The organism is Blastopirellula marina, from assembly GCF_002967765.1.
In the GTDB taxonomy this organism is placed as follows: domain Bacteria; phylum Planctomycetota; class Planctomycetia; order Pirellulales; family Pirellulaceae; genus Bremerella; species Bremerella marina_A.
This window is the reverse complement of sequence record NZ_PUHY01000010.1, coordinates 118,636-141,535: the sequence shown is the minus strand read 5'-3', so window position 1 is coordinate 141,535 and position 22,900 is coordinate 118,636. Positions and strand designations below refer to the sequence as shown.

The 22,900-nt window shown below is 54.1% G+C and carries 18 protein-coding genes; 12 read left to right on the top strand and 6 right to left on the bottom strand.

The genetic code is table 11. The annotated features are described in order from the left end of the window. Positions 1 to 40: 40 nt before the first annotated feature. Complete coding sequence (locus C5Y83_RS11585; RefSeq protein WP_105329904.1) at positions 41 to 562, bottom strand: tetratricopeptide repeat protein; 522 nt, start codon at positions 560 to 562, stop codon at positions 41 to 43. A gap of 261 nt (positions 563 to 823) precedes the next feature. Here C5Y83_RS11585 and C5Y83_RS11580 point away from each other — a divergent pair, with 261 nt between their 5' ends. Next, positions 824 to 1,972 carry a hypothetical protein gene (locus C5Y83_RS11580; RefSeq protein WP_105329903.1) on the top strand — a complete coding sequence of 383 codons (1,149 nt, stop codon included), beginning with the start codon at positions 824 to 826 and terminating at the stop codon, positions 1,970 to 1,972. A gap of 67 nt (positions 1,973 to 2,039) precedes the next feature. Here the strand turns inward: C5Y83_RS11580 and C5Y83_RS11575 are convergent, their stop codons facing one another. Continuing rightward, entirely contained in the window at positions 2,040 to 2,402 is a 363-nt protein-coding gene (locus C5Y83_RS11575) for a response regulator (RefSeq protein WP_105329902.1), read from the bottom strand. A gap of 515 nt (positions 2,403 to 2,917) precedes the next feature. Here C5Y83_RS11575 and C5Y83_RS11570 point away from each other — a divergent pair. The 6 genes from C5Y83_RS11570 to C5Y83_RS11545 all read left to right on the top strand — a co-directional run bounded on the left by C5Y83_RS11570 (position 2,918) and on the right by C5Y83_RS11545 (position 11,694). After that, positions 2,918 to 3,442 (top strand): chemotaxis protein CheW, encoded by a 525-nt coding sequence (locus C5Y83_RS11570; protein ID WP_233207195.1) that lies wholly within the window; start codon positions 2,918 to 2,920, stop codon positions 3,440 to 3,442. Positions 3,443 to 3,578: 136 nt separating this feature from the next. After that, the gene (locus C5Y83_RS11565; RefSeq protein ID WP_105329901.1) at positions 3,579 to 5,300 is read left to right on the top strand and encodes a methyl-accepting chemotaxis protein; all 1,722 of its coding nucleotides are present in this window, start codon (positions 3,579 to 3,581) and stop codon (positions 5,298 to 5,300) included. Between the two features lie 102 nt (positions 5,301 to 5,402). After that, entirely contained in the window at positions 5,403 to 6,230 is an 828-nt protein-coding gene (locus C5Y83_RS11560) for a CheR family methyltransferase (RefSeq protein ID WP_105329900.1), read from the top strand. A gap of 42 nt (positions 6,231 to 6,272) precedes the next feature. Beyond that, on the top strand, positions 6,273 to 9,398 hold the full coding sequence (locus C5Y83_RS11555) for a chemotaxis protein CheA (protein ID WP_105329899.1): 3,126 nt from the start codon (positions 6,273 to 6,275) through the stop codon (positions 9,396 to 9,398). Positions 9,399 to 9,410: 12 nt separating this feature from the next. Then, positions 9,411 to 10,016, top strand: coding sequence for a chemotaxis protein (locus C5Y83_RS11550; RefSeq protein ID WP_105329898.1), 606 nt, complete (start codon positions 9,411 to 9,413; stop codon positions 10,014 to 10,016). A gap of 145 nt (positions 10,017 to 10,161) precedes the next feature. Beyond that, complete coding sequence (locus C5Y83_RS11545; RefSeq protein ID WP_105329897.1) at positions 10,162 to 11,694, top strand: ABC1 kinase family protein; 1,533 nt, start codon at positions 10,162 to 10,164, stop codon at positions 11,692 to 11,694. 30 nt (positions 11,695 to 11,724) lie between these two features. On the opposite strand, the gene C5Y83_RS11540 is transcribed toward C5Y83_RS11545, so the two are convergent. From C5Y83_RS11540 to C5Y83_RS11530, 3 genes are all read right to left on the bottom strand, one after another. Beyond that, positions 11,725 to 12,033: a polyhydroxyalkanoic acid system family protein gene (locus tag C5Y83_RS11540; RefSeq protein WP_105329896.1), complete on the bottom strand. Its 309-nt coding sequence runs from the start codon at positions 12,031 to 12,033 to the stop codon at positions 11,725 to 11,727. Positions 12,034 to 12,183: 150 nt separating this feature from the next. Further along, positions 12,184 to 12,393 carry a hypothetical protein gene (locus C5Y83_RS11535; protein WP_233207194.1) on the bottom strand — a complete coding sequence of 70 codons (210 nt, stop codon included), beginning with the start codon at positions 12,391 to 12,393 and terminating at the stop codon, positions 12,184 to 12,186. A gap of 204 nt (positions 12,394 to 12,597) precedes the next feature. Beyond that, a complete protein-coding gene (locus C5Y83_RS11530) occupies positions 12,598 to 13,299 on the bottom strand; it encodes a (5-formylfuran-3-yl)methyl phosphate synthase (RefSeq protein WP_105329895.1) in 702 nt (233 codons plus the stop codon). Positions 13,300 to 13,653: 354 nt separating this feature from the next. Between C5Y83_RS11530 and C5Y83_RS11525 the strand changes: the two genes are divergently transcribed. From C5Y83_RS11525 to C5Y83_RS11515, 3 genes are all read left to right on the top strand, one after another. Beyond that, on the top strand, positions 13,654 to 15,219 hold the full coding sequence (locus tag C5Y83_RS11525; protein ID WP_199195028.1) for a sodium:proton antiporter: 1,566 nt from the start codon (positions 13,654 to 13,656) through the stop codon (positions 15,217 to 15,219). Between the two features lie 147 nt (positions 15,220 to 15,366). Continuing rightward, positions 15,367 to 16,551, top strand: coding sequence for a ribonuclease D (locus tag C5Y83_RS11520; protein ID WP_105329894.1), 1,185 nt, complete (start codon positions 15,367 to 15,369; stop codon positions 16,549 to 16,551). 76 nt (positions 16,552 to 16,627) lie between these two features. After that, on the top strand, positions 16,628 to 17,599 hold the full coding sequence (locus tag C5Y83_RS11515) for an SMP-30/gluconolactonase/LRE family protein (RefSeq protein ID WP_105329893.1): 972 nt from the start codon (positions 16,628 to 16,630) through the stop codon (positions 17,597 to 17,599). Between the two features lie 3 nt (positions 17,600 to 17,602). On the opposite strand, the gene C5Y83_RS11510 is transcribed toward C5Y83_RS11515, so the two are convergent. Then, on the bottom strand, positions 17,603 to 19,828 hold the full coding sequence (locus C5Y83_RS11510) for a DUF11 domain-containing protein (RefSeq protein ID WP_105329892.1): 2,226 nt from the start codon (positions 19,826 to 19,828) through the stop codon (positions 17,603 to 17,605). A 166-nt stretch (positions 19,829 to 19,994) separates the two neighbouring features. Between C5Y83_RS11510 and C5Y83_RS11505 the strand changes: the two genes are divergently transcribed. Further along, a complete protein-coding gene (locus C5Y83_RS11505) occupies positions 19,995 to 20,321 on the top strand; it encodes a tetratricopeptide repeat protein (protein WP_105329891.1) in 327 nt (108 codons plus the stop codon). A 263-nt stretch (positions 20,322 to 20,584) separates the two neighbouring features. Then, positions 20,585 to 22,660, top strand: coding sequence for an excinuclease ABC subunit UvrB (gene uvrB, locus C5Y83_RS11500; protein ID WP_105329890.1), 2,076 nt, complete (start codon positions 20,585 to 20,587; stop codon positions 22,658 to 22,660). Positions 22,661 to 22,900: the final 240 nt, after the last annotated feature.

Below are 22,900 nucleotides of genomic sequence, written 5' to 3'. Positions count from 1 at the left end.
GCGATCCCTGCTTTGGCACCATGGTCAGTCGCGGGAAGAGTTACATCTCTTCAAGCTGACGTTCCAAGTAAGTGATTTGGGTGCGGATTGATTCGAGGTTGGGGTTCAAACGCAGGGCCCGCCGGAAGCTGTCCAGTGCCATGACATTTTCACCTTGCCGTAAATAACATTGTCCCATCGAAATCGCCGCGGGGAAGTGATAAGGATTGATTTCTAGCGTCTGGTGATTGTCGCGAAGAGCCCGCTCGAAGTTTTGACGTTTGAAATGTACCTGGGCGCGTTGGTTGTAGGCCTCGGAATACCAAGGGGCATCTACAATCAGCGAATCGGCTTCCCGTAGGGCAGAATCGAGTGAATTCCCTTGGATTTGTGTCATTACCTTTCGCAGGCGGTGCCGCTGACTAAGGGTACCGGCCCGGATCCACAGCGAGCGAATTCCGTTTTCCGCGATCAACCGGACCCCTCGATCCGCATCGCTCAGCGCCATGCCAACGGTATGGTTGGACGAGTAGTCGCTCACAAAACACAACGCCATCACCGCTGCGCGGCGTACTTCGGGCATGCCGTGTATCGAAAGTCGTTCTAAGGTACCACACGTATAGACAGCGGCTACTCGATGAATAAACGCAGCCGTATTCTCTTCAGAAAGATATTTCTGAAAGATGCTTAAAAGTGCGGGTTTTCGCTCCGGGAGATTACTCACAAATCCGCTTCATCACAATCGGTGCAACATTCCGCTCGTCCTGAGATGAGAAATCCATTATTTTCAATCCATTGAATAAAGAAGAGTGTAATCACGCGTTAACCCTGGAGCAAATCCCCTATGCCGTCGTATGCGAGCAATCGACATATCCCGATCTGTGGACTCTTGACAGCGGCAATCTTGCTATTCTCACTGCCGGCACAGGGGCAAGAGGCAATCGATTGGCGGACGAGCGCGGAACTAGATAAGCAACTGCAGCGACCGTTTGACCTGACGTGGGACTCGGTGCCTTTGCGGGACGGCCTACACAGCATTTCATTGACGCAAGGGGTTGCTATCTTTCTGGATCGGCGCGTCGACCCGGATCAGGAAATGACCATGGCGTTCAGCAGCGAACCGGTCGAAAGCGGATTGATGAGAATCGCCGCTCAGACAGGCAACGGGATGTCGCGCGTCGGAGATGTTATTTACATCGGGCCAGAATCAACCGCGAAGCGTTTGCCGACGGTTGCCGAACTGCAAGCTCAATTTGCCAAACGGGGTGGTGTGCCGGAAGCCCTGAAGTTGGTCAGTCAGAAACACTATCACTGGCCGCGACTAGCCAACCCGCGCGATGTTCTGACTGACGTTGCCGTTGCTCACGACATGGAATGGACCAATCTCGACCAAGTGGTGAAGCACGACTTATGGCCGGCGGTCGATTTCCCGGCGATGAAAACGACCGAATTCTTAACACTCGTTCTGGCGGGTTACGATGCTTCGTATCGTTTCGACAAAACGGCGGACGGTGTGAAGCTGCAATTGGTACCGATTCCAGAAAACTTATCGCTCACTCGAGTGCATCGATATGAAGGAAACCATCGTGATGCGATCGCCAAGATCAAAGAACTATTCCCGGAGGCGACCGTCAAGTCGGATGGCGAACAAAGCATCGAAGTGATCGCTTCGCAAGAAGTTCAAGAAGAGGTCGCGAAGCTGCTGCGCGGAAGAACAGCTCGAAATACCACGGTTGTGCCCGGCGATAAGGTGTTTACCTTAAAAATTCAAGAGCAACCGCTTGGTCCCATTATCCAAGCTCTCGCCGCCAAACTCGGCTACGAAGCGCAACTCCCCAAAGGAATGGAGGTCGAACTTCACCAGCGGATTTCGTTCTCGGTCGAGAAGGTCGATATGAAGACACTGCTCGATGCCGCATTCGCTGACACGCCGTTCACCTACGAATTGGATGGTACTCAATTGCTGGTCAAGAAGAAGCCAGAAGTGCAATAAAAAAAGGCGACGAAGCCCAATCGGCACTCGTCGCCTTTGCAGAATTCTATTTTGATGCTAATTGAAACTAGCAGCCGTGCTTTTCGAGCTTTTCGCGAAGCGTGTCGGCCGTGAATGGCTTGACCAGGTAATCGGAAACACCGGCCTGGATCGCTTCCATCACGCGGGACTTTTCCGCTTCGGTGGTGACCATCATGATGGTCACATCTGGATCCATCTTGCGGATCTCCTGGATCACTTCCAGGCCATTCTTGCCTGGCATGTTCCAGTCGGTGAGGACCAGATCGAATTCGCCCGGCTTGAAGATTTTGACCGCCTCTTCACCATCAGCGGCTTCGACGGCACTCGGCACCCCAACCGCTTGAAGAGAACGAAGAATGATTTTTCGCATGGTGCTGGAGTCGTCTGCGACGAGTACGCGTGCTGCCATGATTCCCTATTGCTCCTGATTAGTAGTCTGCCCGCTCGGACTTAATGTCCGGTGGTAATTGATTTGAAAATCAAAATTCCTACCGAACGATAGGTTGCTTTGAGGGACCGTCAAATCGGAACCAAAAAATATCTCGGCAGATTTCTCACTTAACGTAACCGACAGCAGGCCACGCCGATGGTGGTTGGTAATTGGCGTATCTCAGCTGTCAATTCTAGGGAACCTTCGGGAACATCGGTATCCCGCAAGAGTGGTTCGGATTGTGCCGTTTGTTCGTTCTGCGGCAGAGAGGTGCTTGGAAACACCTAGAGAAAATCTCCGCTCCTGGCAAACATTTCCACTAACACTGACCGAACTTTAATCGAGAACGCTGAGCGCTTGCAGGTGGCTGGCTGCAACCAATCGCTGACGTTCCTTTTAAGGCAAAGGAGTGCTAACCGCGGACAAGGCTGTCCTACCCGGAACTTCGGGGGCTGATCGAGATTTCGTTCCAGCAAACATCGGGAGTCAGAGCATTGTCCGTAACAACTGAAGATCTACAGAAAGAAGAACGCGAGAGCCATTCCGCTCAGCGACGTGAGGGGCTTAATTCCATGCAATTGGTCAGCTTCCAGCTGGCGAAAGAAGAATACGGAATCGAGATCACACGCGTTCAGGAAATCATCCTGATGGGTGAAATCACGCGTGTTCCCCAGACCCCTGTCTATATCAAGGGCTTGATCAACCTTCGTAACACGGTCATTCCGATCGTCGATCTGCGACTTCGATTCGGCCTGCAAGAGCAAGAGCCATCGGATGAGACACGCATCATGGTGATGAACGTCGGTGGTAAGACGGTCGGCATCATTGTGGACGCGGTCAGCGAAGTCTTGCGAATCTCGAAAGATCAAATCTCGAACCCTCCACCGACCGTGGCTGGATTGGGACGAGAATACCTGACCGGCTTGGTCAAATTAGAGAAGCGACTGCTGATCTTGCTCGATATCGACAAGATTCTCGGTAAAGCCGACAGCGAGCAACTGGATACGCTCGTCGGGTAGTCCTTCGGGAAGGGACTCGTGACTTGATAAGACCTCGGCCCGACTTCGTAACTGACTAAGGGCTGCACCGGCAGGACGCACTGGGGGATCCACTGGACGGGGGCAGCAAAATCACTCGCGTATTGAGCTTAAGAATATGACTATTAAGAAAAACACCGCATCCACCGAAAACGTTACCCAGCTTCAAAGTGAACTCTCGGTCGCTAAGGCCATGAGCGACAACTCGCCGATCAACATCATGATGGCGAACACCGATCTGGAAATCACCTACGTCAACCCAGCGAGCTTAAATACGCTGCGAACGTTGGCGGAATACTTGCCTTGCAAACCGGAAGAAGTACTGGGCTCGTCGATCGACATCTTCCACGAAAACCCAGCCGAACAACGCCGCATTCTTAGCAAGCCACAAAACTTGCCAGTTCGTACCAACATTCAAATCGGCGATCAGACGGCTGACCTGTTGGTTTCGGCGACGTACGACCAAGACGGCACCTATCTAGGTCCGATGGTAACCTGGGAAGTTATCACCGAGAAACAGCGTCTGGAACGGGCCGCGGCCGAAAAGACCGCGATTGTCGAGAACGCTCCGATCAATATCTTGCTTGCCGATCTGGACGGGATCATTACCTACATGAACCCAGCTTCGGTCAGCACACTGAAGAGCATCGAACACATCTTGCCGACGCCGGTTTCCAACATCGTCGGTTCGTCGTACGACATCTTCCACAAAAATCCAGCTCACCAACGTCGCTTGTTGGCCGATCCGGGCAATCTGCCGGTCGAAACGCAAATTGAGCTGGAAGGCGAATACCTGAATCTCCAGGCCAGTGCGATTTACGATGCCAGTGGCAATTACGTCGGTCCGATGGTTGCTTGGAGCTTGGTTACCGATCAGGTCAAAGCGAAAGAGGCGGAAGAAGCCCGTGCCGAACAAGAACGACACGAACAAGCCACACTTCGTGCCAACGTCGAACGAATCTTGAACGTCGTTCAAGGTGCTTCGGAAGGTGACCTTTCGCAGCGTATTGACTTGGAAACGGACGATGCAATTGGCCAGCTGGCTAACGGTATTGATCGCATGATTGCCGATCTGCGTGACATCATCAGTCAGGTCGTTGACAGCGGTATGCAGTTCGCTGAAGGTGCCTCGGTGATCGCTGAGAACTCGCAACATCTCGCTCAGGGTGCTCAGACACAAAGTGCTTCCGTGGAAGAAATGAGTGCTTCCATTGAAGAACTGACCCGCAGCATCGAATCGGTGAAGGACAACGCAGGCGAAGCGAATCGCGTCGCTGGAAGCACCAGCCAAATGGCCCAGGAAGGTGGCAACGCGGTTCAGAAATCGATCGAAGCAATGGAACTGATCAAGACTTCTTCCGAGCAGATCAGCGAAATCATTCAGGTCATTTCCGAAATCGCCAGCCAAACGAACCTCTTGGCGTTGAATGCTGCTATCGAAGCTGCCCGCGCTGGCGAACATGGTCTGGGATTCGCCGTTGTGGCCGACGAAGTCCGCAAGCTGGCCGAACGTTCGAGCGAAGCTGCCAAAGAGATCTCGTCGTTGATCAAGGAATCGACGCAGCGAGTTCAGGATGGTGCCACGCTCAGCGAGCAAACCGGTGCCGCTTTGGAAAAGATTATCGACGGCGTCGGTGCCACGGCTGCCAAGATTTCGGAAATTGCGACCGCAACCGTCGAACAGGCCCAGAACGCCAACGAAGTCGCCGGTGCGATCCAGCAAGTTTCACATGTCACCGAACAATCGGCGGCAGCTTCGGAAGAGATGGCATCCAGCAGCGAAGAATTGGGAGCTCAAGCGACCATGCTTCGCGACCTGGTCAGCCGCTTCCGAATCTAATCGGAACGCCACCGATAAACCAAGCGTCTCGCATAATCGCGTGCGAGACGCGACCGCAAAAGCTAATTAGCAGCAACCATTCCCAGACAAGGACACTTCAGGATGTCTCAACTATCCGCAACCTCGCAAGTCACCGACGACCAGATGCGACGTTATGCGAAAATGATTTACGATGTGGCCGGCATCGAGATCTCGCCAGCCAAGAAACAGCTGCTCTCGAACCGTATTCGCCGACGTTTGAAGCAAACCGGCATCGTCGACTTCGAGGAATACTTCAAGTACCTCAGCAAGCTGCCAACCTCACACGAGGAATGGGATGGTTTTCTGCAGGAAGTGACAACGCACGAAACGTACTTGTTCCGTGACGAATCGAATTGGAAGTGGCTTCGCGGTGAGTTCATCCCTGCGATCCAAAAGGCTGGTTCCAACTCTCTGCGAGTCTGGTCGGCTGCTTGTAGTACTGGTGACGAGGCTTACACGATCGCCAGCTGCCTGGCGGAAGACCTTCGTAATCCATCGGGATGGCGAATTCAGATCGTTGGATCCGACATCGGTATCGGAGCTGTTCGTGACGCTCAAGAGGCACGCTTTGGCGAGCGAGCGATGCGACTGGTTCCTGACACCATTAAGACGCGGCACTTTAAGCGAGTTGGCGAAGCAAATATTTGGGAGCCCAACAGCAAGTTGCGAGCGATGACCAGCTTTCGTCAGCATAACCTGCTCGATCGTATTTCAGGCCCACCATTTGACCTTGTGTTTCTGAAGAATGTGCTGATCTACTTCAACAATGAATCGAAGAAGCGAGTGATTAGCAACATCGAACAGGCGATGAAGCCAGGAAGTTTCATCGTGGCTGGTGCCGCAGAAGGCATCGGCGACTTGATGGGTGGCTTCAATCGAATCCATCCCTGGCTTTACCAACGCAAGTAATGATTAGGCCGCGAGATTCTGACAGCGAGTTGGGGCAGGAATATGACAGATTCGACAGCATCAAACGACGATTGCACGGACGATCTGCTCGCAGATTTTCTGGACGAATCGACGCAATTGATCGATCGTCTGAACGATCGATTGATGGAATTGGAAGAATGGGCTCGTCTCGACTCCGAGGAGAATGCGGAGGTCGACATCGACCTATTGAACGACATGTTCCGCTCGGCACATAGCATCAAGGGCTTGTCCGCGATGCTGGGCCTGCCTCGAATCAATGGCCTAACTCACAACATTGAAAATGTGTTTGACGCCGCACGACGAGGCGACGTATCGATTGACTCGAACGTCGTTCATGTGGTGTATGCGTCTGTCGATCGCTTGAGCGAACTCATCGATCATCTTCGTGACACTCAAAACGACAACTTGGACTGTGACAGCCAGTTACAAGCCATATCCGCAATCTTGGAAGCTCGAGGTGCCGTAAAAATGCAAGGCGAACAAAGCAGCATCGAAGAAGCGTTTGGAGAACTGGCCTCTCAGCAAGGTCCCGTGGGCCAAAGCGAAGACGAGTCGCCATCCGCGCCGGTATCGGCCGAGGTCACTGCCGAACATTACCTGGCAGAATGCGAGGCGATGTTTCGGGAGGTGGTCGATGAAACCGAAATCCCGGCGAAGTACCTTTCGATTTTTCTCGACGAAACCGAGTTGTCACTCGACGAAATGGTCGAAATGCTGCTCGACTCGAGTAGCTCGTCCGATATCGAATCGGTACGTTCACTTATGTGTACTGCTCACCGCATCAAAGGTTCGGCTGCCTCGATTGGCTTGAATCGTCCAGCAAAACTGGCTCACTTGATGGAAGATGTGCTGCAGCGTTATCGCGATAGCATGCAAACACTCAGCGCTCTGCTTGCGGACGCGATGCTGGGGTGTGCCGATGGCTTGCGAGCCTATACCAAGGGATTGCGTGAAGGTGCCGCCGCCGACGTCGACTTCGCGAATCTTGCCAGCGAACTGCAAGCGGCTGAAGCCAATCAAGCGGCCGAAAGCGAAGCCGAACAAAATGTCTCTACGGCTGAAACGACATCTACCCCTGCTGTCGAAACTGAATCCGCCGCCGCTCCGCAACCAATGCTTCATGCCATCGATCAGAACGAGCTGAAGAATCGAGCTGTCACTTGCGACATGCAGGACGGAGCCCGGTTGTGTATCGTGCGGGTCGAACTGAATCAGAATACCCCCCTGATCGGCGTCAAAGCGCAACTGTTGTGCGAAAAGTTGAATCGCCTTGGTCAGGTCTTAATGACCGAACCGCCACATAGCTCATTCGATCATTGTGAAAACCTCTCGCGGTTGGAAGTCGGTCTGCTGACAACCAAAGAAGATGGTGACATATTTCGTGCGGTTAATGTTTCCGGTGTCACCAATTACTCCCTGGAAGAGATTTCTGGCGAGTTGGTCGCCACACCGCGAGCCGCAGTTATCTCGGAATCCTCGGTCGAAGAAGTAGTTGAGGAAGCGGCTAAGTTCAAGGAAGTTCCAGCCGAACCGACACCACCTGTCGAACCTGTGAAAGCACCGGTCGAGCCGGTTGCCGTGAAGCCGCCAGCTCCGGTTTCGCCCCCGGTCGAAGTGGCGAAGCCTGTGGCTGCCACCAAACCAACGGCGGCACCCGTAGTGGCTACTGCCCCGCCGGTACCTCCCGCGGTGGCTGCCTCCGCGGCACCATCGAAAGAAGTCGCAGCGAAATCCAGCGATAACAGTGCCAAACCGGTTGAAACACTGCGGGTCGATATCGATCGTCTCGATCAGTTGATGAACCTGGCCGGGCAATTGGTTATCAGCAAAGCAAGATTCAACCAGCTGGGAGAAAACCTTCGCGGCGCAATGCCACATAAGCAGTGCCAACAGTGGTTGGATGCGACCAACCAGATGTGTAGCAAGTTGCTTGACTCGGCCGACGATCCCTCCCGACAAGGCAATGCGAAGGAATTTCACAGCGTTCATGGTCAGATCCGCAAGATCCAGCAAAACTTGAGTGCGATCAGCGCTGAGATGCAACGGGTCGACATGGTTCGCACCGGACTGACGGGATTCTTCGATGCCGTCCATCAGCTCGATCGCGTAACCGATGGAATCCAGAAGACCATCATGGATACACGCATGGTACCGATCGGCCCGTTGTTCGGTCGGTTTCGCCGCGTGGTCCGCGACATCTCGCGAACCAACGGCAAAGAGATCTCGTTGGAGATCATGGGCGAAAAGACGGAACTCGACAAACGAATGATCGACGAATTGGGCGATCCGCTGATCCACATGGTTCGCAACTCGGCCGATCACGGAATCGAATTGCCCGAAGCACGCTTGGCTGCTGGCAAGCCACGTAGCGGTGAAATCACACTCAACGCATTTCATCGGGGCAACAGCATTGTGATTCAAGTCACCGACGATGGTCGTGGTTTGAGTCGCGAAAAGATCTCGAATAAGGCAATCGAACGAGGGTTAATTACTTCTTCCGATGCCGAACGCATGAGCGATCAACAGATATTCCAGTTGATCTGGGAACCCGGTTTCAGCACTGCGGAAACGGTGACTGAGATTTCTGGTCGCGGTATGGGGATGGATATCGTGCGAGCCAAGATCGAATCGATCAACGGCGTCGTAGAAGTAGACAGCAAAACGGGACAAGGGACCGTTTTCACCATTAAGTTACCTTTGACGATGGCCATTTTGCCGAGCTTGATGGCCAATATCGAAGGAGACCTGTTCTCGATGCCGGTCGAGTCGATCGTCGAGATCGTTTGCCTCCGCCAGGATGAAATTCGCACGATTCACGGCAAGAAAACCGCCGTGGTGCGAGGTCGCCCTGTTTCGGTGGTCGAGCTTCACGAAACATTCCATTGGCATGGGCACACGGCCCAATCCAAGACTCGCGGTGATGTGACGATTGTCATTATCCGCAACGATAGCCGCGAGTTGGGATTGGTTGTCGACGGGATTTTGGGTGAAGAAGACGTGGTCGTGAAATCGCTGGCCGAGAACTATCAGAACGTGGAAGGCATCTCAGGGGCTTGCGTGCTGGGTAATGGACGCGTTGCATTGATCCTGGATCCAGCGGCCGTGATCGAATTAGCAGTCAAACGACAGGCAGAAGCCTTAGTCTAATAGGGGAATCAGATGGATACGGCAACTACCAATTCCGTGGACCGCCTCCAGGTCTTACACAACATCTTGAGCGAAGCCACCGAAGAAGCTTCCTCCGCGATGAGCATCTGGACAGGTGGGGCGATTACGTTGTCGCTGGACTGCGTGCGCGAACTTCCACTGGAACAAGTGACCCAGGAGTTCGACCTGGGGATGGAACTGTTAACGATGGTCGTGCTGACAATCGGCGGCGACGTCGGCGGTACGTTCATCTTGACCTTCGACGAAGAAAATGGACGTCGCCTGGCTGCTTCCTTGATGAAGCAAGAAGTCTCGACCGAAATCGAATGGTCGGAATTGGAAGAATCGGCTCTGAAGGAAACCGGCAACATTCTGGGCTGTGCCTACTTCAATCGTATTGCTCGTTTGATCGGCGGCGAGTTTGTCCCTTCCCCGCCCGCCTTCCTGCAAGACTACGGCGTTTGCGTGCTGCAGCAGGCCTTGATGGAACAAGTTCAAGAAGGCTCGGACGTGTTGATCTGCCAAACGACCTTCATGCAGGGGCGAGAGAAACTGAACTGGAATATCCTGTTCGTGCCTCACACGCACATGCGTGGTTTACTGCGAACTTCGCTGTAAGCGGTCGCTACAATCGTCATAAACGGCTTCGTTTCAAGCCGAACGACTTCATCTTGCCGATACCCAGTGAAGGGGTAACGGCACATACGGTGTCTCGATTCGCCCCGCCTGTCTTGCTTTCAGACAATCCCCGGTGACGAGCCTGATGCCAACTAAAACGATTCGCCGCACGCTTGAGTACGCCAGCTTGGCGAAAGAATCGATCCGTCTTCGCTGGACCCGCAACGATAAATCACGCGAGGCTGCTCAACGCCTCGTGGCCCAGCGGCTCGGTAAGCTTCGAGGTCTGCCCCAGAAGGTCGGGCAGATGATGGCATTCTCCGCCGATCAACAGCGCCGTGATGCTTTCGGCGATCTGTTTGAATCTGCCGATCCCCTGCCCTGGCAAACGATGCGGCCGATTCTCGAACAAACCTGGGAGGTCGATCCAGACACGTTGTTTGAGAAGTTCGAAACCGTGGGTAAGGCGGCCTCGCTTGGTCAAGTCCATGCCGCAACGCTTGCAGGAGGTCGCAAAGTTGCGATCAAGGTTCAGTACCCTGGAATTCGTGAGGCGGTGCTGACCGATCTGAAAGGCCTGGGCTGGCTCGCGAAACCATTTGGCAACATGAGTCGCGGATTCGATCTTGAAGGTTATCGCTCGACAATTCTGGAAGGACTCGAGGAAGAACTCGATTATCGGATTGAAGCTAAGAATCAACGTGAATTCGCCACTGGTCCTGGCAACTGTGCCGAGATCATCGTTCCCCAAGTCGATGAAGCATTGTCCAGCGAAAACATTCTCGTGACCGAGTGGGTCGATGGGGACTCTTGGGCAACCGTTCAAGCGAATTGGTCCGAGAGCGACAAATCAGAACTGGGGAGGCGACTATTTAGCTGGTTTTTGTCTTGCATTTTTTCGCATGGTCTGGTTCATGCCGACCTACATCCCGGCAATGTACGATTCCTGCGTGGAACTCAGGGACCGAAGATCGTTCTGTACGACTTCGGTTCGCTTTACCGCATGAGTACCCAGGAGCGGGCATTCTTGTTGCGACTGATCGATGCAACACGACGACAATGCGAAGCTCCCCTACCCTTACTTGCTGGTCTGGGATTCAATGCCGACTTGTTGCAACCGCTTGCAGGACGCTTGCCGGCCCTCTGCCGTGTGTTGTTTGAACCATTCTGCGTCGAACATCCCTACGACGTAAGCCAGTGGCGATTGAGCGAACGCTTGAATGAGTTGCTGGGTGAACAACGAATGAACTTTCGTATGGCCGGGCCGCCGCGATTGATCTTCCTGATGCGCGCCTTCCAAGCAGTGCTTACCTACCTGAAAGGTCTCGACGCCAAGGTGATGTGGGGGCGTTTGATCGAAGAGCACATCCGGCGTCAACGTACGCAAGTCGATCGCCTAATATTGCCGAAACTAGCGAGCGAAGATTTTTCGGTACTCGCGAAGCAGATGAAAGTCGAAGTGCGGCGAGATGGTCGCGTTAAAGCGTGCGTCGCCCTACCGGCATCTGCGATCGATCGATTAGAAGACTTTCTCGATCCCCAAACACTCAGCCGTATTAAGCAGGAAGCGCTAGATCTAGAAGCAATCGTACGCGATGTGCGTAAGCGTGGTTACGCCCCGGGGCCGGTCTTTGAATTAGCCGACCATCATCGGGACGTAAAAGTTTGGCTCGAATGATCGCTAACGAAGCAGAAAATCAACAGACTGCTAAGAAGCGATGCACTTTTCGAGTTCTTCGCGAATCGAACTCTCGATGCGTCCTTTGAAGAGCATCGCCGCGAAAGGGAGGTCCCCCTGTACGATCACGGAACTGGGTTGAACATCCATCGTTCCCTTGATGACAAGACCAGCCGTCTTGAACGAGAACTGCATCACGTCGTCGTCGGTCCAGGTTTGCTCCATATCCTTGATGGTGCCTTCGAAACGACCGCGTAGATGCTCAAGCAAACTCTTGACGCGATTAGCCGCTTCTTCTTGGCCGAGGGAATGAGGAACTTCCACCTTAAAACCGGGCATGGCTTATCTCTTCGATAGGAATGATTGAACGCTTACGTCTTCAGCAATCTTCGCTGATTGGCCAAAGATTTCAACCCGCCAGAGGCCTGGCAGGTGATTCAAGCGAGTCCTTGGAAGAAGGAAGCAAGCGGAATTTGCTCCCGCGCGGGCTTATTCTTCCGCGCGAACGGTATCGTCGTAAGATCGACGATCTTCCGGATGCCAAAGAGGAAGTCCGGTTGCTAAGCGTTGTGCCAGGATGTCCAGTTTCTCCGTCGAGCCAGGCAAGGCCACAGTCGGGTCAAATCGATTCGATTCCACTTTCTCCGGTTCGTAATCCCAAATACCCAAACGAATGGCGTCGAGAACGGAACTTGGCACAGTAGACTTCTCCTAACAACGAAGCAAAGCTCACGAGAACAGTCATAAGCAACCCTTGGTCGCACCGGCAAGGTGGTCACAAAGGAGTCGACAGTATCGAAGGCGAAAAATTAAAAGTCAAGCAAGTTTTGGTAGAAATCGAGGCTCTACCTCCGCCAGCGGGGCACTGCAAATTCAGCACCTAAGCAACCGCATCAAGCTTATTCACTGCTGTGCTGTTACTACGTGACTCTCGTGAAACGAGTTCAGAAACTTGGCAACTTGCTGTTCACAGATTTGGCTGGAACGGTCAGCAAGACACATCGCACTGCGAACGGCGACGATGTCGGGATGAATTGTTTTTACCGCTGGCAAATCATCGATTTGAATCGAACCGGCGAGTGCGAATTGGCAATTGATTGCGTGCACCGCATTGCGCATAGAGATTAGTTCACTTTCGCTCAAAAGGTTAAGCACCGTGCCCGTCAACTTGCCAAACGTATCGACCAAAATGGTCTCGCATGCCAGATGTTGTGCGACTTCCAGCACTTCTTCAAACAACGGACAACCGGCATATTGCTGATCGGCATAGTAGACCGCGACGCGTGAAACGCTTTCAGGTGCAGATTCGTAAAGAAGGCGAAGCTGGTCGGGCCAATCGGACAGACCTCTGCAACCGGAAAGTCCCACCTTGATGCTATCCGTCTGTTGGGGGACGTAACTTGCGTCGGGGCCATCCAAAAGTTCGCCAAGCGCGATACTCACACCAAAACGTTCATGCCATGTCGGGACGACATCTTGCCAGGTGTCGACTGACGTCGCTCCGAGCGATCCGTGGAGCGGCTCCTTGAGATCGAGACGATCGATTGGGTAACGGCCCATGATCTGGGCCTCGTCAGCGCTTCGTACGCTTACCAGCAGTTGCATGCGTTTGGCTAAGGAAGGAACGTTTGAGGGAGGGAGCGGTGGTGATGTCCGCAGACGTCAGTAACTAGCTCGTTTGGCGAGATCGGCACAGCCCCCACAATCGGACGCGGAATACCGTTTACGGGGCCACCTTGGCACGAATTCTTACCTCTGATAGTTTTAATTCTTACAGCATAACCTACCGTTTGAAACACATACCATTCCCGAACAGGGCGACTATCTTTCGCCCCGAGCCCCCACCGTTTGGTGAAATGGAAATCACGGTCCCTTAAACGGCTATATAGGGTGGCGGATATGGGCAATGCTGGTATCACCTCGACAGATTATCATGCGACTATCGGAGGAAATCAGACGGTGGACGATCATCATGGAAGCGGTTCAGGTTCGGACAAACCTCTACTTATCAGCATTGTCGTCATTCTAGTTGCTTATGTCATCGCCTCGTTTGCAGGATGGACAGTGTCCCCTGCCGCGAGTACCGCAGCCGCACCTCATGCGGAAGCGCACCATGAAGGTGAACACGGTGAAGAAGCACATGGCGAGCACGCAGAACACGCCGACGCCCATGGCGGGCACAAGGTTTCACTGCCACATCCATTTGCCGTGGCACCTTTTGTCATGTTGCTGGGTGCGATCGCAGTGTTCCCTTTACTCAAAGTCACCGAGCACTGGTGGGAAAGCAACACCAACCGCTTTATCGTGGCGGTGGTCCTGGCCGGTGTGACTTTGCTGTATTACATGACCATCTACGTCGATGCGAGCCCTGGGGCTGCGTGGCATCGAATCGATCACGCGATTCTCAAAGAGTACATTCCGTTTATCGTTCTGCTGTTTTCACTCTACGTGATCTCGGGCGGGATTCGGATTTCTGGCGACTTGCGAGCCCATCCTGGTACGAACACCCTGTTCATGTTGGTCGGTGGTTTGCTGGCCAGCTTTATCGGAACGACCGGAGCGGCAATGCTTCTGATTCGTCCGCTGTTGGAAACCAACAAAGAACGTCGTTTCCGCCAACATACGGTCGTGTTCTTTATATTTGTCGTTTGTAATTGCGGCGGATGCTTGTTGCCAATTGGTGACCCACCGTTGTTCCTGGGTTACCTGCAAGGGGTCGACTTCCTATGGACCATGATTGCGTTATGGCAGCCGTGGCTGGTGGCTAACGCAATGTTGCTGGGTCTCTACTTCGTGATCGACAAGTTTTACTTTTATCCAAAAGAATCGACCTCGGACGTCCAACGTGACGAAACGCAGACGACTCCGCTCACCATTCGCGGCTTGATGCCCAACGCCTTGCTGCTGTTGGGTGTGATTTTCTCGGTCGCTTTGCTTGACCCAACCAAACCACTGCCAGGCATCGGTTGGTATCCCTATGTTTACTTGCGAGAAGTCGTGCAGCTGGCCTTGGTCGGTCTGAGCTTGTGGCTCGGTAGTACGGAAGTCCGCCAACAAAACCGATTCAACTACCACGCGATTGTGGAAGTTGCGGCTTTGTTTGTCGGTATTTTTATCTGTATGCAGCCCGCCCTCGAGATCTTGAACGAACAAGGCCCGAGTCTCGGTATCGATACGCCAATGAAGTTCTACTGGATCACCGGTGGCTTGTCGTCCGTGCTCGATAATGCTCCGACTTACCTGGTGTTCTTCAAGACCGCGTTCCCGAATATGGATGCGGCGGCGATCGGGACAACCCTGGCCGATGCTTCCGCTCAGCCTCATTACAACCTGGTTGCGATCAGTTTGGGGGCTGTGTTCATGGGAGCGATGACCTACATCGGCAACGGTCCGAACTTCATGGTCCGAGCCATCGCAGAAGAGGGGGGCGTGAAAATGCCAAGCTTCTTCGGCTATATCATTTTCTTCAGTGTGCCGATTCTGCTGCCTATTTTGGGAATCGTTGCCCTGATATTCCTGCTTTAGGTTAGGCCTAAGCGGGTAAGTTTTCGCCGCTGAGGGAGTTCACCCTTTGCGGCGACACCGAGTTTATCCGATACTGGGCAGTGTGAACTGCGAGGATCGGACCGCGTAGTCTTTGTTTTTCCCCACGGATGAGAAGCGATATCGACGGTGGAGTACACCTACGTCCGTCACGATCGTGACCTGCAAGACCTTTGTCAGCAACTCGCCTCTGACCAGTACATCTTCTTCGATACCGAGTTTATTTCGGAGGATGTGTACCTGCCCGACTTGTGCTTGATTCAAGTGGCGAGTCGTTCTGGTCTGAGCGTAATCGATCCGAAGGGGATGCTCGATCTGACCCCATTCTGGGACTTGATCACCAGTGACAATGTGACCGTTGTGGCGCATGCCGCCCGCGAAGAATTCCTCTTCTGCTTTCGGGCCACCGGAAAATGGCCCACACGGTTATTCGACACGCAAGTCGCGGCAGGTCTGATTGGCATGGAGTTCCCGGTGTCTCTGGGGAATCTCATTACGCGTCTGATGGGCGAACGCTTGCCCAAGGGAGAGACACGTACCAATTGGCGTGGCCGCCCACTTTCGAAGCAGCAGATCGAATACGCCCTGAATGACGTCATCTTCCTCGACAATATCTACCAGCAACTGGTCGCCGAGATCGAAAAGCTTGGCCGGACCGAGTGGATGGTTGCCGAGATGAACCGATTCCAACAAGCTTGGGAAGATTACTCGACCCGCCCCGGCTGGCGTAGCGTGTCGGGGATCGGCAATCTGAACCGTCGATCGCTGGCAATTGTGCGCGAGCTATGGAATTGGCGCGATCATCACGCGCGGGCTCAAAACGTTCCACCTCGCCGAGTCCTACGGGACGATCTGGTCGTGGAATTGGCCAAGCGTAAGTCGAGTAAAGTTTCGCAGATCAAAGCATTGCGTGGCATGAATCGCCGCGACCTCGATCCGTACATTCAAGACTTGGCCGACTGCGTTCGCGAGGCCCTTGAGCTGCCTGACGACGAGTGCCCGGTGAATCAACGCGGCAATGCCAATTCGCAGTATACGGTCGTGGGGCAGTTTCTCACCGCCGCGCTCGGAAGTATTTGTCGTGAGGCGCGTATCGCCCCAAGTTTGGCGTGTACCGTCCAAGATGTCCGCGACCTGGTGGCCTACCATCTAGATGGTGCCGGAGACCTTCCTCCGCTGGCTAAGGGATGGCGTGCCGAGGTGATCGGACAGACGATCGAAGACCTATTAGACGGATCGTTGGTTGTCAGAATCGGAGATCCTCGAGCGGATGAACCTTTGGCGTTTCAGCGTTTGAACAATTCAACCGAGTAGCCCGAGGCGAACAGCCCATGGCAGGGTTATCGAGACAAGGATCGTCTCTTCGTGTCCTTGATTTCGTACTTGCATCATGAGCATACATCTTCCACTTCGCTCCCCTGCTCTACTGCTGGCGGCCAGCATCTGGTTGACGTGTAGCATCTTAGTGGCTGACGAAGCGGTAACGCCAACCACAAACGTTCCGGAATTATTCGCCACCGGCTTGGTGGATCATTCGGCAATTCGGTGCGATGGCGAAGGAAACGTTTTGGCGACCAACTATCGCCATGCCGGCACCGTCGGGCAAATCAACGCCGAAACAGGTGCATCAATTCTGTTTGAAGTCCCGGCAGCGATGGGACAAGATACGAAGCTTCCACTGGTTGGCCTGGCCTTAGATGGCGATGGGCGTGTGCTGACGCTCGATTCGCAACAAGGAAAGATCTTTCGCTGGAACCCTGAGACCATGATGGTCAGCGTGGTGGTCGATCGAATTCAAGGACGTCGCTTCGATTCGCTGTTCGCCATTGCCGTCGGGCCTGGTGGCAATATTTACTTCTCAGAGCCGGATAGTTCTTCGTTGGAAACGCCGAATGGCGCGGTGTATCGGTTCGATGTCGCAACCAATCGCCCTACGCTTGTGGCGGACGGTCTAGATCAGCCGACGGGAATTTGCCTGAGCTCTAACGGTAAATTCTTGTTCGTCGCCGAAGCAGGACGCTCGCGAATCAACGTGTTTGCCTTAAAGGAAGATGGTGTCGTGGAAAAGGCACGAACTTACTTCCTTGATTCGATGCTCGACCTGGATAACGGAACCGAGATCGGACGGCTAGGGCATATGACCATCGACCGCCGTGGCTGGCTGTACGTTACCTTGTGGGATCAAGGGAACATTGCGGTTATCGACACCAATTCCGGCAAGTTGCTGGAAACAATCGGGTGTTGCAGCGATCGTGTATTCGGCGTAACGCTTTGGCAAGATGCGCTACTCATGTCGATCCCAAGCAAAGAGGCGATCTTCCGTTTGGATCTTCGCCCCTTAATCAGTCGTCACGCACCGTAACACTTATTGGTAGCGGCTGAACGGTGGTGGGCTCAGCGACGTTGGAGCCGCTGGGCTGGCAGGTGGAGCCAAGCTGGTTGGCGATTGCGGTCGACCTGGCACCTGCGGCGAAGCCGTTTGTATCGCTGTGCCGTAGAAGTGAGTCGATTCTTCGATCGCCAGACGCGTGGTTGGGTCGTCGCAGCGGACTTCTGCTCGGAAGGTGTGGTTGCCTTCGCTACGACCGCGGGCCTTTACTTTGACGACGATTTCTTGTCCTGCGTTCACCGCGGGAATGGTCGCAAGTTGGACCTTGTCGCCTTGAACGTTGCCGCGACCACCGACCACCGAGAGTGGTTCGATACCGCTGCCAAAGCTAACGGTGACTTGCACTTCACGAGCTTCTTTCGTTCCACGGTTGGTCAGATGGAATTCGTATTCCACTTCTTGCCCAATTGGAATCGGACCAGTTGGGTCGTTGACCAGCAGCTTCAAGTCGGCAACCGATTCAACACGGGTGATCAACTCATGACGGCTGGTTAGACCTTGATTGGCGTTGGCACTCACTTGCAGGATGTTGTTTCCTTCTACCTGAAGCATGCCGACAACTTCCAGCGGTTGCTGCGTCCCGGCTTCGAGGCTGGCCAATTTCCAGGTCACGCGATTGGTGTTCGCATCATGAGTTCCACCATGCGAAGCCGAAAGGAATTTCGAGCCAGTCGGAAGCTGAGCTTCCACCGTGATGTCGCTCGCCGGAGCGTTACCGGAGTTGGCAACCATCACTTGGTAGTTCGCCGTCGTCGCGGCATATTTGATGCCAGGACCTTGAGCAGTAACTGCTAGTTCGGCTCGGCGAACCAGCACGTCGTGAGCCGCTTGAGCCATCAAGCCGTTATCTGCCGAAGTTTCTGCACGCAGTTGCAACGTGCCAGCCTGCTTGGCGGTCAGTTCGAGTTCGATGACCTTCTGGTCACCGGCAGCAATTGTACCAATGGAGTCGAGAACCGTTGGGTTCTGACCCTTCTTGATCGGCATGATGGTGATCGAGACGTTTTCAGCAGGTCCGGTACCGGTATTCTTAGCAATGACTTTGAAGATCTGCGAATCGCCAAACAAAATATCGGTCGGTCCATCAATGGCCATCGCCAGTTGTGGTTCGAGAACGGTGATCGGCGAAGCGGCTTGAAGTGGAGCCGAGCTGACTTCAATCGCTAGTTCAAATGGACGCGTTTGCATCGCGACTAGTTTCAAATCGAGGTAACCTTCGCTACGTCCTGGCAGCATCGGAATTTCCCACTGTACGGCCATCGCTCCACTTTGCGTGGCGATCTGGCGTGGCGAACCAAGCGTACCGCGAATGTCTTGCAACTGAACGCTGGGCGGCATGATCATCGAAACGATCACTTGGCGAGCATCGGCACTCCCGGCGTTGCGGGCATGGACACGGAAATTTGACGGCTTGCCGAGCACCAACGACTTCGGTCCCGTGGTTTCAATTTCGATCGCTGGGCTGCTCAAAGTGAACAAGCTTCCGGTTGCCGGCTCGGCTGGTTTCTGAACGGGAGCCGCCGCGGGAGGATCGGCCGTAGTCAACGATTGACGTGGAATCGAAGTTGGCTGCGAAGTGATGTTCGGTTGCTTCTGCTCTTCCGGTTCTGCTTTGACGGCAGGTGCCCCAATCGAGGCAGGGCCGTTGGCGGCAGGCGTCGCAGCCGACGGCTGGTAGCGATACGGATTGGCAGTCGGAGGCGTATTCGGTTTTGGAGCAGGCTGTTCGGCTTCCTGCTTGGGGGCCGCTGGGGTTGGTTCCAGGGCATCGTTTTCGTCGGTGCCGACGGTAAGCGGATTCGATTTCAGGCGATTTAGTGCTTCGTCCAGCGAAGACGGTAGGCCTGCTTTCGGCTCGGCAGCAGTTGGCTGCGGCTCTGGCTTGGTCTCCATCGCTTCAGGACGGACGACACGGCGTCGACTGGATGGTCGTCCTTCGTCCTCCCCCGCCGTTAGTCGGGTGCCAGATGGCGAACCGTACAGCGATGGCTCGTTCAAACGAGCTGGCATGGGTTGCAAGGGAACCGAACTCGCCGGAGCCGAAAATCGACTCGGCATGGGCGGAGCGGGATCGCTTACCTCGGCCCGGGGAGTTTCCGCCGAGGCTGCTTCCTGAGATGTAATTCCAGAAATGACAACGTGGCCGAAGGCGGCGAGGACAATCATTCCTGCGGTGCCTAGAAGTGCGCTACGATGCATCATTGAATTTCCTGTCGCCCATCAAAACAATATGAGAATTCCTTTCTCGGTATCGGCCATTTCGAGATTAGTGGTTTAAAGAAATGTTCGGATTTTAGAGAATGGATGGTTTGGGCATCCTTTTCCGGATGTGCTGGTTCGACGTAATCCTTGAAAGAGTAACGACTTCGTGGCTAATTCACGCAAAGAGCAAATTCTCAGCCTCCTCGAGAGCGATCCCAACGACACCTTCCTGAGGTATGGCCTGGCCATGGAACTGCGCAAGGAAGGAAGCCATGACGAGGCACGCCAGCAGTTTGAAACCTTGATGAAGGGAACGCCCCCCTACGTTGCCGCCTGGTTCATGTGCGGACAAATGCTGGCAGAAATGGGTGAAATCGAGGAATCCCGTTCGGTTCTTCGCGAAGGTGTCGAGATCGCCCGTGCTCAAGGCGACGGCCACGCGGCCGGAGAAATGGCCGAATTGCTGGCATCCCTCGGCAGTTTGGGGGAATAGTCGGCGGCACGGCGGTGTCCGACTCGTTAGAATGGAAAGATTCTGCCTGGGGCTTGGCCCCGGGCAGGAAGCCGCCACGAACAGAGATAACAGTCTGTTGATTTTCTGCTTCGTTAGCGAGTCATTAAGATTGGGGCGAGGGCAAGGCGTGAGTCCGCAGGCATATCCACTAGATATGTCGAGGAAGTCACAACGCCGCAATCGCCCCAATCTCAATTACGTAGCCGATCTGAGAACTTCAACAGGCTGATAAGGGAGACGTAGTGGAATTTCAGCTAGCGTCCGCATTCAAGCCGGCCGGCGACCAGCCTGCCGCGATCGAAGCGTTGACTCAGGGCATCAAAGAGGGCAAGCCACACCAGTGTCTGCTCGGGGTGACTGGTTCGGGTAAGACGTTCACCATGGCGAACGTCATTCAGAATCTGCAGCGCCCTACTCTGGTCATTTCGCACAACAAAACGCTTGCGGCTCAGCTGTACTCGGAATTCAAAGACTTCTTCCCCAACAACGCCGTCCACTACTTCGTCAGCTATTACGACTATTACCAGCCGGAAGCCTACATTCCGCAGCGTGACATCTATATCGAGAAAGACGCCTCGATTAACGACGAGATCGATCGTCTCCGGCTTGCTTCAACCAGCGCTCTGGTCAGCCGTCGTGATGTAATTATTGTTGCTAGCGTTTCCAGTATCTATGGCTTGGGTTCGCCAGACGACTACAAGAAGATGATGGTCAGCATCACCAAGGGGCAAATCGTCGACCGGGACGATATCTTGTCGAGGTTGGTCGACATCTTGTACGAACGTAACGATATCTCCTTCGAACGCTCGAAGTTTCGCGTTCGAGGCGATTGTCTGGAGATCTGGCCTTCCTACGAAGAGTTCGCTTATCGCATTGAGTTGTGGGGAGATGAGGTTGAACAACTAGCGATCATCAACCCGACCACCGGCGAGATCATTGCCCAGCAAGATCAACTGTTCATCTACCCGGCTAAGCACTTTGTGATGCCGGAAGAGCGAATTGAGAAGGCCGTAAAGAACATCCGAGCCGAGTTAAACGGGCGCTTGGAAGAACTGAAACAAGCCGGCAAGCTACTGGAAGCCCAGCGATTGAACGCCCGGACCCGTTTCGACCTCGAAATGATGCAGGAAGTCGGTTTCTGCCCTGGCATCGAGAACTACAGCCAGCCTCTGTCAGGACGTCCGCGAGGAGCGCCCCCGAGCACGTTGTACGACTTCTTCCCGAAAGACTTCTTGCTGTTCGTTGACGAATCGCATGTGACCGTTTCACAGATCTCGGCGATGTATCACGGCGACCGCAGTCGGAAGATGAATCTCGTTGAGCATGGTTTCCGCCTTCCCAGTGCCTTGGATAACCGTCCGCTGAAGTTCGAGGAATGGGAGAATATCCTCAATCAAACCGTCTTCGTCTCGGCGACCCCGTCCAATTACGAACTGGAAAAGACCACCGGCGAAGTGGTCGAACAGATCATTCGTCCGACTGGGCTGCTTGATCCGGTGGTGGAAGTCTGCCCCGCAAGAGGCCAAGTCCCCCATTTGCTGGAAGAAATTAAGGCCCGCGTGGCGGCCGGTGATCGAACCTTGGTTACGACGCTCACCAAGCGTTTGGCCGAAGATCTCTCGCATTATTTCAACGAGCAAGGTGTGCCCTGTAAGTGGCTGCACAGCGAGCTCGACGCGTTCGAGCGAGTCGAGCTTTTACGTGATCTGCGTGAAGGAAAGTTCGATTGTCTGGTCGGGGTGAACCTGTTGCGAGAAGGTTTAGACCTTCCCGAAGTGTCGCTGGTCGCGATTTTGGATGCCGACAAAGAAGGCTTCTTACGGAGTGAGACTTCGTTAATTCAAACGATTGGACGTTCGGCACGTAACGTGAATGCCAAGGTGATCATGTATGCCGATCGCGTGACCGCCGCAATGCAAAGCGCCATCGACGAAACCGCTCGCCGACGTGAAATCCAACAGGCGTACAACGAAGAGCACGGCATCACGCCGGAGACAATTAAAAAGAACATCCGCCGCGGTATCGAATCGGAAGCAGACGCTCATCGCAAAGCCAACGAAGCGGTCGGGCGAACGGACGATTCGGAGATTATCACCAAGGAGTACATTTCGGAGCTGCAGCAGGAAATGCTGGATGCGGCCGAGAATCTCGAGTTTGAGCGAGCCGCCGCGATTCGCGATCGGATTACCAAAATGGAAGATCAGATCGGTAAAAAGAAGAGCGACGTCGATACGAAAGAAGGTGGGCGAGGCCGTAAGAAGGGGCGTCGAACGCGCGGCGGCGGAAAGATCCCGCGTCCTAAAAAGGGTGCTTCTTAACAGCGGTTGAAGCGGATTGTTGCTAGCGAACTCGATCGCTGCGTGCTCATTAAGATGCCGCTGAATGCAGTGCTATCGCGGCGTGCCTGGCGATGTAGGAAAGCTGGTTGAAGCTTGCGGGCAGGCTCTTATTTCTGTGCCTGGAAATTCTGAATTTGCCGATCTTTCGCACCAATTTTGGCCGACTCTTAGAGACGTAGTATGTCCGGTTGCCGATCCAGAGTGACCCAATCTGTACCC